Genomic DNA, 9,615 nt, shown 5'->3' with positions numbered 1-9,615 from the left:
GGGGTGGGCTGGGCGTGAATCGGGTGCTCGCTTGGGGTTGGTCAGTGTTGGCGGTTCGCTGTGCTGGTGTTCGGTTGCCAGGGGACTCACAGGGAACTCGGAGGGTGTTCGCAGGGTGAGGGCGTTTGCTGGAGGCAACGATTCGGTGGGGTGCCGGACGGCTTTCAGGAGGAACTCATGGCTACTGTGTCTGCGGTCGGCGGTTCTCGCTCGCGTGCACCGCAGGTCGGTCGGGTGGCTGGCGCCGCCGTACTGGCTGTTGTGGTGGCGAGTGTGGTCAACGCGGCGCTTGCCTTGATCGGTACGGCAGCGCTGTCGGTTCCCGATGATTTCAAGGGGTTCCAGCCTGTTGCGTACGTGTCACTGACGTTCTTCGGGATTGCGGGTGCGGCGGTGGCGTGGTCTTTGATCGCGGCTCGGGCTGCGGAGCCGGTCGAGTTGCTGCGCAGGCTTGCGCTGATCATCGTGCCGGTGACAATGCTGGCCGACCTCGCGCTGCTGTTGTCCGGGCAGTCGCCGGCCGGGGTGGCCTTGCTGGTGGTCATGCACGTCGTTGTCGGACTGACTGCCTACTTCTCCCTGACCCGCCTCGCCCCCGCGCGCCCAGTAAACGCGAGGCTATGAAGCAGCACTGCGTGAGGCGCTAGTCGACACCTTCTAGTGATCGGCTCGGACGACCACGACCCGGCGCCCGCGGGTATGGCCGGCTTGGCTGTCGACGTGTGCCGCCGGCGAGCGCTTCCGGCACGCTGCCGGCCACGCCGGAGAAGCGGACCCCGAGCTCTGGTGCGCCGAGATCGGCGATGGAGAGCGCCTTCCGCGGGTCCCCGGTCAGTTCGACAAGCTCGCGGATCACTCCCGAGCCGGCCAGATCGAGAGCCGCGTCGACCTGGCCGAGGCGCCGTACCCGATCGACCCAGCCCTCGCCGTACGTCGTCGCGACGGCACCCAGGCTCCGCAGATACTCCTGGTTCGCGGCGCCGGCCGTGCCGATCATCGTGATGCCGCGGTGGACGAGATCTTCCTGATGGTGTTGGTGGGCCCGCTCGTGACACTCCCGCGGGCCAGGGACTCGTGTCCCCCAAAGGGAACACGAGTCGCGTCTCGTCAGCTGCCAGGGTGGATGAAGGTTGTGATGAGTGCTCGGTAACGTTCGACGGCGGCTCGGTTGCGGATGAAGTCGCGGAAGCCGTTGAGCGGGGTGTTGTAGCCGGTGATGGGGCCGGCGGGGACTGTTACGTCGCGGCGGGTGGTCCATTGGAGGACTGTGCTCTGGCGTTCTGCGGAGAGTTGCCAGGCGAGGTAGAGCTTTGCGGCCGCGGGGTGGCGGGCGGTGCGGAAGATTGCTGCGGTGCGGGGCCAGCTCATGAACTGGTCGGTGCGTGGGGCGAGGTACTGGACGGGCCCGGGGGCCAAGGATGCGACGTTGGCGAGGCTGACCGTGCGCTCTCCGGCGGCCAGGATCGCATTGGTTGTCGGTGAGTTGGCGACGATCAGCGGGCGCTGCTCCATGAAGCGTTCCATGAAGGTCAGGCCGTACTTCTGGGTGACCAGGTAGAAGGCGAAGAGGACAGCGTCGTCGGCGGTGGGGTCCGGTACGACGATCTTGTCGCGGAAGGCCGGCGCCAGGAAGTCGACTGCGTCTCTGGGGCGGTCGGCTTCGGGGAGGGCGGCGGTGTTGACGACGCGGCCGAAGGATTGGGCGCTGATGCCGATGAAGGTGTCGTCGGGATCGCGGTACTGCTTGAAGACCGCTGCGGCACCTGGCGGCCGGTACTGCAACAGTGCGTTCTGGCTCTTCCAGTGGTCGAAGTCGTACAGGGTCTGCAACTGAACGACGTCCGGTTCCAGCCCACCAAGCGCCAGCTGCCGGTCGATGAGCGCGCTGTGCTCGGTGCTGTAGCGGACCTTGATGGTGGTGTCGATGCCGGGGAAGGCGGTCATGAACGCCTGCCGGGTCCGGTCCTCCTGGTTGGGCACGCTCCCGCCGGCCCAGACGACGAGGCCGCCGCCCTCGGTGAGCGCATCGCGGTACAGGCGCTGCAGGACTGGATCGTCACCACTGGCAGCCGAAGCGCTGACCTGGTTGAACGCGAAGGCGGTCAGGCCGGCGGCGCCGTACTTCAGAATCGTGCGTCGTTTCAACGTGCTCTCCTTGGTGATCAACGGGCCGGTCGCGGCGGCGCGATCCGGGTCAGGGTGAAATAGGCGGCCAGTCCGACGACGACATGCATCACGATCAGTACGGCGACTCCGGCCGGGGACTGGCCGGTCACCAGCAGCGCGAGGTCGGCGAGCATCGACACCGGCACGATGACGACGGCGAGTTTGCGCAGCAGGTCGACTGGTTTGGCAGCCTTGGCGGCGATGACGGACCAGGCGACCGAGGCGCCGACGATGCCGACGACCGTCAGAAAGACGTAGGCGCCGGGCTGGAATCCCTTGAAGTCATCGGGGACCGAGAAGGCAGCCTTGCCGATCAGGGCAAGCAGGGTGTTGCCCAGGCTCGCCACCACAATGGCCAGTACGGCGGCGCCGGCGAGCCTGCCGGGATGCGGGGAGCGGGTCCGAAGACCATCGCCCGCGGAGAGGGTAGTCACGGAAGAACCTCCTGGGAGTCGCCCGGTTTCTCCGGACACGACTCCCAGAAAACGGCCTCAGCCTCTGAACGACATCGGTGTCACCTCAGAGTCAGCTGAGAACTCGGCGACCGGGGCCGCGGGAAGCACCACTCGGAGCCAGGCACCGCCGCGATGTGGCACAACGGCCGCGGAGCCCTGATGGGCAGCGACGATGGCGGCCACGATGCTGAGCCCGAGGCCGCTGCCTTCCCCGGTGCCCGCGACGCGGTGCCGGGCAGTGTCGGCACGATAGAAGCGTTCGAAGACCTTGTCCGCCTGCTCAGGCGGAATGCCCGGCCCCTGATCGATGACATCGACGAGTTCGTCGGACCCAGCGCGGCTGACCCGCACCTCGGCCGTAGTACCGGCGGGGGTATGAGCGCGGATGTTCGCCAGCAGGTTCCCCAGCACCTGGCTCAGCCGGTGCTCGTCACCCACGACCGGATGTGCTCCGGGCTCGATGATCAGGGTCAGCGATCGGTGCGGGTCAGCAGCCCTGGCATTCTGTACGGCGACTGTCACCAGCTCGGCCAGTTCCAGCTCAACCCGGTCGAGCGGGCGCCCTTGATCGAGCCGCGCGAGCAGAAGCAGTTCGTCGACCAGACTGGTCATCCGGTGGGTCTCGTCCTCGACCCGGCGCATCGCGTCGTCGAGCTGCTCGGGTTCGTTCAACGCCCCTTTCCGCACGAGCTGGGCATACCCCATGATCGCGGTCAGCGGCGTACGGAGCTCGTGACCGGCGTCAGCGACGAACCGCCGCAGCCTGTCCTCGGCCAGCTGCCGCTGCGTGAACGAATCCTCGATGCGACCGAGCATCTGGTTCATCGACTGGCCGAGTACGGCGACCTCGGTCGGCGCCCCGGCGAGCTCGACCCGGTGGGACAGCTCCCCGTCGGCGATCCGCGTGGCCGTGGCGGACATCGTGTCCAGCGGTTTCAGCACGAACCTGCTCACGCCGACCGCAAGCGCCACGGCCAGCGCCAGGGCTATCAGCGTGACCGCGAGCTCGATGAGGACCAGCCGGTAGACCACCGCATCAGACCAGGCGGTGGCTTCCGACACCAGCAGGAAGCGCCCGCCGGGGAGCGTCGCGACCTGAATCCGGTAGTCCTGGCCCGCGGTGACGGTCACCGGGGCACCGCCGGCCGCGTACCGCGCGAGGTCCGTGACCGGCGGCGTCGGCATCGTCTGTACGGCGCCCGCGTGCGAGAGTTGATTGCCTGCAGCATCGATGACCGCGACCGAGCAGCTACCCGCCTCGGCCGGGATCGACATCAGCTGCCCGTCGGGGCCCAGCGTCCGCTTGCTGTCGGCCATCGCGATCTTGACCTGCTGATCGATCCGCTGATCCAAGAAGGACTGCAGTCCCGTCACCCCGACGATGGCCGCTGCCGCGAGTCCGATCGCCGTGACTGCGAGCACGCCGGCCAGCAGCCTGCTACGCAGCGATCGCAACCACGGTCGCTTGGCCATCAGGTCGCCGTACGGAGCAGGTAGCCGGCCCCACGAACTGTCCGGATCAGCTGACCGTCCGGCCCGTCCAGCTTGCGCCGCAAGTAGTAGACGTAGGTCTCGACGATGCCCGAATCGCCCTGGAAGTCGAATTTCCACACGTGGTCGAGGATCTGCGCCTTCGACAGCACCCGGCCCGCGTTGAGCATCAGATAATGCAGCAGCTGGAACTCGGTCGCGGAGAGGTCCACCAACTCGCCACCACTCCACACCTCATGCGTATCCGGGTCGAGCTCCACCCGCCCCGCCCGCAGCCGTTCACCCGCCTGCCGAACGCTCCGGCCCCGCTTCAGCAGCACCCGGATTCGCGCCACGAGCTCGTCCAGATCAAACGGCTTGGTCACATAGTCGTCACCCCCAAGGGTGAGCCCAGCAACCTTGTCCTCCCGCGCGTCCCGGGCCGTCAGAAACAACACCGGCGCGTCCAGCCCGTCCCGCCGCAACCGCCGGCAGACCTCGAACCCGTCCACGTCCGGCAACATCACATCCAGCACAATCACCTCGGGCCGGAACTCCCGCGCCCGCTCGAGCGCCTCGCTACCAGTGGCCGCGGAAGCAACGACGAACCCGGCGAACCGCAGGGTCGTGGTCAGCATGGCGAGAATGTTCTCCTCGTCATCAACGACCAGCACTCTGGCGTCCGGCATGATCCTCTTCCCGTTGGACAGCACTCTGTCCCACGATAAGCACCGAACCTCAGAACCAGCTCAGAACGCCGCCCGCCAGTCTCAGACGGTTCCCCAGAAGGCGTCTTCGACGGCCTGGTCCTCGCCGATCAGCCAGATCTCGGCGATCTTGTCGCCGTCGACGCGGAAGACGTCGACGCCGTGCTGGTCGAGATCCGGCACGCCGTCGCGCTGCGCGGTGAAGCGGACCGTCGTGGAGACGAGGTTGCCGCTCTCGGTGGCCGACTCGGTCACGAGCGCGAAGGTGCCGTTGCTGAGGGCGAAGAAGCGGCCGAGGTGCGCGACGATGGCCTCGGGGCCGACGTGATCGCCAGAGGTCTGGTTGGCGCCGGGCTGGTGCCAGACCGCGTCCGGGTGCAGGGTGGCGGCGAGCGCCTCCAGGTCGCCGGCGGCCGCGGCCGCGCCGTACTTGCCTACGACATCAATTGCTGACATTTCATCCTCCGTTGAGTCGACTAGCCTGAAGGCCAGAGTCCCGCAGGAGAGGGTGGTTACTTCAACGTGACCGAAACCAGTCGCGAGTGGACGGTGTTCTCGGCGCAGTGCCCGTCGCGGGCCTCGCTGGCCCGCATCGCGAACAAGTGGACCGCCATGATCGTGATCCTGCTGGACGAGGAGCCGCGGCGCTTCGGCGAGCTGCACCGGCAGGTCGAAGGCATCACGAAGAAGGTGCTGATCGACTCGCTGCGGGCACTCGAGCGCGACGGCATGGTCGAGCGCGTCGAGCAGGAACACGCCCGATATCAGCTCACCGCGCTAGGACGAACGCTCAACGAACCACTCCAGGCTCTCCGAGTCTGGGCCGAGTCGTACGTGGACGACGTACAGGCTGCTCAGGACCGGTACGACGACGCTGCCGACGACCGGACGCTTCGGCGCATCAGCAACGACTGACCGACCTCGTCGGTGAAGCCCCAGCGGCTGTAGAAGGGCACCAGCTCGGGCTGGCAAACCAGTTCGATGCTGCGAACCTGCTGGAGCGACGGGTGCGTCACGATCGTCTCCATCAGCGTGGCGCCGTGCCCGGCACCCCGCGTGTCGGGGGAGACGACCACGTCGAGGACCAGTGCGACATGCGCGTAGTCGGTCAGGACTCGGGCGAATCCCGCCAGCCGGTCGTCGTCGACGAGCGCGACGATCAGATCCGACTCCCGCAGTACAAGTTCTGTTTCCGCAGAGGTGCGATCGGTCAGCCACCATGCGGAGCGGAACAGCGCAGCCAGATCGTCGAGATGCTGGGGCGGGACGTGGTCGAGGACTGTCATGGACCCATTCTCGAATTGAGACACGCGGTCGGTGCTCCGGCAGGTAATCTTGACTCATTCCAGAAAAGGCGGAAGACTGCGGGGGTGCCTACGGTGGATGAGCTCCAGCAGCTGTTGCGTGGAGTCGAGCTGCGGGTGACGCGGCCGCGGGTCGCGGTGCTGCAGGCGGTCTACACGCATCCGCATGCGGATACGGACTCGTTGATCGGTGCTGTGCGCAACGATCTGCCCGAGGTGTCGCACCAGGCGGTCTACGACTCGCTGCACACGTTGACGGCGGCCGGTCTGGTACGCCGGATCCAGCCGCTGGGGTCCGTAGCGCGGTACGAGTCGCGTGTGGGCGACAACCACCACCATGTCGTGTGCCGGAGCTGCGGTGCGATCGCCGATGTCGACTGCGCGGTCGGCCATGCTCCTTGCCTGACGGCATCCAACGATCACGGGTTCGTCATCGACGAGGCCGAAGTCATCTACTGGGGGCTGTGCGCCGCCTGTGCTTGACCTTCTGTGAAGAAAACGTCCAGTCCTGGAAGGATTTAGATGTCCGACAACCATGAGCCGCACGAGCCCCTGCCCGGTGAAGGCAGCGAGGAAAGCCGCGGCGAAGACAACGCCCAGGCCTCGGGCGGCTGCCCGGTGGCCCACGGCCAGGGTGTGCAGCCGACCTCGGGTGACGCGAACCGGGGCTGGTGGCCGAACCAGCTGAACCTGAAGATCCTGGCCAAGAACCCGGCCGTCGCGAACCCGCTGGGTGCGGACTTCGACTACGCCGCCGAGTTCCAGACGCTGGACCTGACCGCGGTCAAGGCGGACATCCTCGCCGTACTGACGACTTCGCAGGACTGGTGGCCGGCCGACTTCGGGCACTACGGCCCGCTGATGATCCGGATGGCGTGGCACAGCGCCGGCACGTACCGGATCAGCGACGGCCGCGGTGGCGCGGGCGCCGGGCAGCAGCGGTTCGCGCCGCTGAACAGCTGGCCGGACAACGCCAACCTGGACAAGGCACGCCGCCTGCTCTGGCCGGTGAAGAAGAAGTACGGCCAGAAGATCTCCTGGGCCGACCTGCTGATCCTGACCGGCAACGTGTCGCTGGAGTCGATGGGCTTCACGACCTTCGGGTACGCCGGTGGTCGCGCGGACGTGTGGGAGCCGGAGACCGACGTCTACTGGGGTCCGGAGACGGGCTGGCTGGACGACGAGCGCTACAGCGGTGACCGCGAGCTGCAGAAGCCGCTGGGCGCCGTACAGATGGGTCTCATCTACGTGAACCCGGAAGGCCCGAACGGGAACCCGGACCCGCTCGCCTCGGCGCGCGACATCCGCGAGACCTTCGGCCGGATGGCGATGAACGACGAGGAGACCGTCGCGCTGATCGCCGGTGGGCACACCTTCGGCAAGACGCACGGCGCCGGTAACGCCGAGGAGCACGTCGGGGTCGAGCCCGAGGGCGCCGACCTCGAGCACCAGGGCCTGGGCTGGAAGAGCACGTTCAACTCCGGCAAGGGCAAGGACGCGATCACGAGCGGTCTCGAGGTCACCTGGACCACGAAGCCGACGCAGTGGACGAACGACTTCTTCGAGATCCTGTTCGGCCACGAGTGGGAGCTGTCGAAGTCCCCGTCGGGTGCGAACCAGTGGGTCGCCAAGGACGCCGAGGCGATCATCCCGGACGCGTACGACGGTCCGGCGAAGAAGCCGACGATGCTGACCAGCGACCTGGCCCTGCGCGTCGACCCGATCTACGAAGAGATCTCGCGGCGCTTCAAGGACAACCCGGACCAGTTCGCGGACGCCTTCGCCCGCGCCTGGTTCAAGCTGACCCACCGCGACCTGGGCCCGATCAACCGCTACCTCGGCGCCGAGGTTCCGGCCGAGACGCTGATCTGGCAGGACCCGATCCCGGCCGTCGACCACGAGCTGGTCAGTGCCGCCGACATCGACGCCCTGAAGGCGCAGATCGCCGCCTCCGGACTGTCGGTCTCGCAGCTCGTCTCCACCGCTTGGGCCGCCGCGTCCAGCTTCCGCGGTAGCGACAAGCGCGGTGGCGCGAACGGCGCCCGCATCCGCCTGCAGCCGCAGGCCGGCTGGGAGGTCAACAACCCCGACCAGCTCGCCCAGGTGCTGCGCACGCTCGAGGGTATCCAGTCGTCCTTCAGTAAGCCGGTCTCGCTGGCCGACCTGATCGTCCTCGCCGGTGGTGTCGGTGTCGAGGTTGCCGCCAAGAACGCCGGCGTCGACATCGTCGTACCGTTCACCCCGGGTCGCGCGGACGCCACCCTGGAGCAGACCGACGTCGACTCGTTCGAGGCCCTCGAGCCCGTCGCCGACGGTTTCCGCAACTACTACGGCAAGGGCAACCGCCTCCCCGCGGAGTACCTCCTCCTCGACAAGGCGAACCTGCTCACCCTGAGCGCCCCCGAGCTCACCGTCCTGGTCGGCGGCCTCCGGGTCCTCGGCACCAACTACGACGGCTCCTCGTACGGCGTCCTCACGGAGAACCCGGGCACCCTCACCAACGACTTCTTCGCGAACCTGCTCGACCTGGGCACCGAGTGGAAGTCGACCGACGCCAGCCAGGAGTTCTTCGAGGCGAAGGACTCCGCCGGCAAGGTCAAGTGGACCGGCACCCGCGCCGACCTCGTCTTCGGCTCGAACTCCGAACTCCGCGCCGTCGCCGAGGTCTACGCCTCCGACGACGCCAAGTCCAAGTTCGTCACCGACTTCGTCGCCGCCTGGCACAAGGTCATGGAGCTCGACCGCTTCGACCTGCACCGCTGATCCACGCAGTACTCCAGAAGGCCGGTTCCCGTCAGGGAGCCGGCCTTCCGGCTTGTCAGGCGGCATCTCGAGGCGATGAAGGATCCTTTGGGTACCTGGAGTCGGACCGCCATCACCGTCCAACTCTGCGCGGCCCGCGTCGTTCGCGCTCAGCGCGTCCTGCCCGGAGTGCTGAGGAGCGGGTTGGTGGGTGATGCAGATCCGCTCCGGCTCACGCGTTCGCAGAGCGTTACGCGGGACAGGGGGCGGCACATTTGCACGGCTTCACGACGTGACCACCCGTGTCACCACGACTTCGGACGTAGCGATACCGCGCGCAACTGCTTGCCACATTCCTGATTCCTTGTGAGGGCTAAGGGTGCGTGACAGGCTGGCGGAGGATTTGGCGTCGGCGAAAGGCACTGGGATGCGGTTTCACCACGATCGGGAACCTGCTGGGGATTTGACGTTCAGTGATGTGTTTCTGGTGCCGAGCCGGTCTCGGGTGACTTCGCGGCTGGATGTTGATCTGGCGACGGGGGACGGGAGTGGGGCTTCGATTCCGATCGTGGCGGCGAATATGACCGCCGTTTCGGGGCGGCGGATGGCGGAGACTATTGCTCGGTGTGGTGGGCTGGCGGTGATTCCGCAGGATATTCCGGTGCCGGTGGTGGGGGAGGTTGTTGCCTGGGTCAAGGATCGGGATCCGGTGCATGACACGGCGTTGGTGTTGCCGCCGTCGGGGACGGTGGGGGAGGCGCTGAATCTGCT

Annotated in this window: 12 protein-coding genes; 5 read left to right on the top strand and 7 right to left on the bottom strand. The window is 67.2% G+C overall.

Features of this window, described 5'->3' with window-relative positions:
- Positions 1–177 precede the first annotated feature (177 nt).
- On the top strand, positions 178–624 hold the full coding sequence (locus tag E1263_RS40825; protein ID WP_132177582.1) for a DUF6069 family protein: 447 nt from the start codon (positions 178–180) through the stop codon (positions 622–624).
- Between the two features lie 19 nt (positions 625–643).
- On the opposite strand, the gene E1263_RS40820 is transcribed toward E1263_RS40825, so the two are convergent.
- The 6 genes from E1263_RS40820 to E1263_RS40795 all read right to left on the bottom strand — a co-directional run bounded on the left by E1263_RS40820 (position 644) and on the right by E1263_RS40795 (position 5,254).
- Positions 644–997, bottom strand: a complete 354-nt coding sequence (locus E1263_RS40820; RefSeq protein ID WP_202869297.1) for an MDR/zinc-dependent alcohol dehydrogenase-like family protein — start codon at positions 995–997, stop codon at positions 644–646.
- 110 nt (positions 998–1,107) lie between these two features.
- Positions 1,108–2,145 carry an ABC transporter substrate-binding protein gene (locus E1263_RS40815; RefSeq protein ID WP_132177580.1) on the bottom strand — a complete coding sequence of 346 codons (1,038 nt, stop codon included), beginning with the start codon at positions 2,143–2,145 and terminating at the stop codon, positions 1,108–1,110.
- A 17-nt stretch (positions 2,146–2,162) separates the two neighbouring features.
- Positions 2,163–2,600, bottom strand: a complete 438-nt coding sequence (locus tag E1263_RS40810) for a DUF6069 family protein (RefSeq protein WP_132177578.1) — start codon at positions 2,598–2,600, stop codon at positions 2,163–2,165.
- Between the two features lie 57 nt (positions 2,601–2,657).
- Entirely contained in the window at positions 2,658–4,094 is a 1,437-nt protein-coding gene (locus E1263_RS40805) for a sensor histidine kinase (RefSeq protein WP_132177576.1), read from the bottom strand.
- The gene (locus tag E1263_RS40800) at positions 4,094–4,780 is read right to left on the bottom strand and encodes a response regulator transcription factor (RefSeq protein ID WP_132177574.1); all 687 of its coding nucleotides are present in this window, start codon (positions 4,778–4,780) and stop codon (positions 4,094–4,096) included. Before E1263_RS40800 ends, E1263_RS40805 begins: the two co-directional genes overlap by 1 nt.
- Before the next feature lie 81 nt (positions 4,781–4,861).
- The gene (locus E1263_RS40795; RefSeq protein WP_132177572.1) at positions 4,862–5,254 is read right to left on the bottom strand and encodes a nuclear transport factor 2 family protein; all 393 of its coding nucleotides are present in this window, start codon (positions 5,252–5,254) and stop codon (positions 4,862–4,864) included.
- 66 nt (positions 5,255–5,320) lie between these two features.
- On the opposite strand from E1263_RS40795, the gene E1263_RS40790 reads away from it, so the two are divergent.
- On the top strand, positions 5,321–5,713 hold the full coding sequence (locus tag E1263_RS40790) for a winged helix-turn-helix transcriptional regulator (RefSeq protein ID WP_238162027.1): 393 nt from the start codon (positions 5,321–5,323) through the stop codon (positions 5,711–5,713).
- Here the strand turns inward: E1263_RS40790 and E1263_RS40785 are convergent.
- The gene (locus E1263_RS40785) at positions 5,653–6,084 is read right to left on the bottom strand and encodes a GNAT family N-acetyltransferase (RefSeq protein WP_132177570.1); all 432 of its coding nucleotides are present in this window, start codon (positions 6,082–6,084) and stop codon (positions 5,653–5,655) included. The genes E1263_RS40790 and E1263_RS40785 overlap by 61 nt on opposite strands.
- 93 nt (positions 6,085–6,177) lie before the next feature.
- Between E1263_RS40785 and E1263_RS40780 the strand changes: the two genes are divergently transcribed.
- From E1263_RS40780 to E1263_RS40770, 3 genes are all read left to right on the top strand, one after another.
- Positions 6,178–6,585: a Fur family transcriptional regulator gene (locus tag E1263_RS40780; RefSeq protein WP_272949731.1), complete on the top strand. Its 408-nt coding sequence runs from the start codon at positions 6,178–6,180 to the stop codon at positions 6,583–6,585.
- A gap of 39 nt (positions 6,586–6,624) precedes the next feature.
- Positions 6,625–8,865: a catalase/peroxidase HPI gene (gene katG, locus E1263_RS40775; protein WP_132177566.1), complete on the top strand. Its 2,241-nt coding sequence runs from the start codon at positions 6,625–6,627 to the stop codon at positions 8,863–8,865.
- 406 nt (positions 8,866–9,271) lie between these two features.
- Positions 9,272–9,615, top strand: a 344-nt coding sequence (locus E1263_RS40770) for an IMP dehydrogenase (RefSeq protein WP_202869295.1), incomplete at its 3' end; no start/stop codon positions are given.

Origin of the sequence: Kribbella antibiotica, assembly GCF_004349055.1 — a bacterium.
GTDB classification, from domain to species: Bacteria; Actinomycetota; Actinomycetes; order Propionibacteriales; family Kribbellaceae; genus Kribbella; species Kribbella antibiotica.
The sequence above is the reverse complement of the archived record's forward strand: the minus strand, read 5'-3'. Positions and strand labels throughout refer to the sequence as shown.